Source organism: Enterobacter cloacae complex sp. 2024EL-00227 (assembly GCF_043945315.1).
Classification (GTDB): domain Bacteria; phylum Pseudomonadota; class Gammaproteobacteria; order Enterobacterales; family Enterobacteriaceae; genus Enterobacter; species Enterobacter roggenkampii.
Genome location: NZ_JBIMQP010000079.1, coordinates 1 through 646, shown reverse-complemented (window position 1 = coordinate 646; position 646 = coordinate 1). Strand labels below are relative to the sequence as shown.

General features: G+C 51.1%; 1 pseudogene. It reads left to right on the top strand.

Annotated features, from left to right (window positions below):
* Positions 1–646, top strand: a pseudogene (locus ACHH0Z_RS25645) (host specificity protein); the annotation flags it as partial.

Below are 646 nucleotides of genomic sequence, written 5' to 3'. Positions count from 1 at the left end.
CCTCAGGATGGGGATATTCAGAAGAGAAGACACTGACCGGCAAAGTAGGTAATCCGCCTAAGCCAGTAGGATTCACAGCCACGGGCATTAACTGGGGGATTCGTCTTAACTGGGGTTTCCCGGCAAATACCGGTGATACGCTAAAAACGGAAATTCAATACACAGCCAACAGTGACTTTTCAGATCCATTATTGCTGTCAGATGTGCCTTATCCATCCGCTGAATATACCCAGCTCGGGCTTAAGGCTGGGCAGGAATTCTGGTACCGCGCGCAGCTGGTCGACAGAACAGGTAACGAATCTGGGTATACCGACTGGGTAAGGGGGATGTCTAACGATAACGCCGATGATTATCTTGGAGATATCGCAGACGATTTCCTAACCTCTGCCGACGGGGAACGCCTCACCGGTGACATCGATACCAACATTGAGGGAATACTACAGAACGCCCTGGCGAACCACGGAACTGTTGAGCATCAGTGGGCACAATACGGAGAAGTGCGTGCCGATATTCTGGTGATTAAAACGACGATTGCTGAAGTTGATAATGCAATGGCCGAACTGTCAACGCAGGTGCAGGCGCAGATTGATGATGTTACTGCAGCACTGGAGGACAAACTTACCGCCGTCGTTGATGCCTCTGGCGC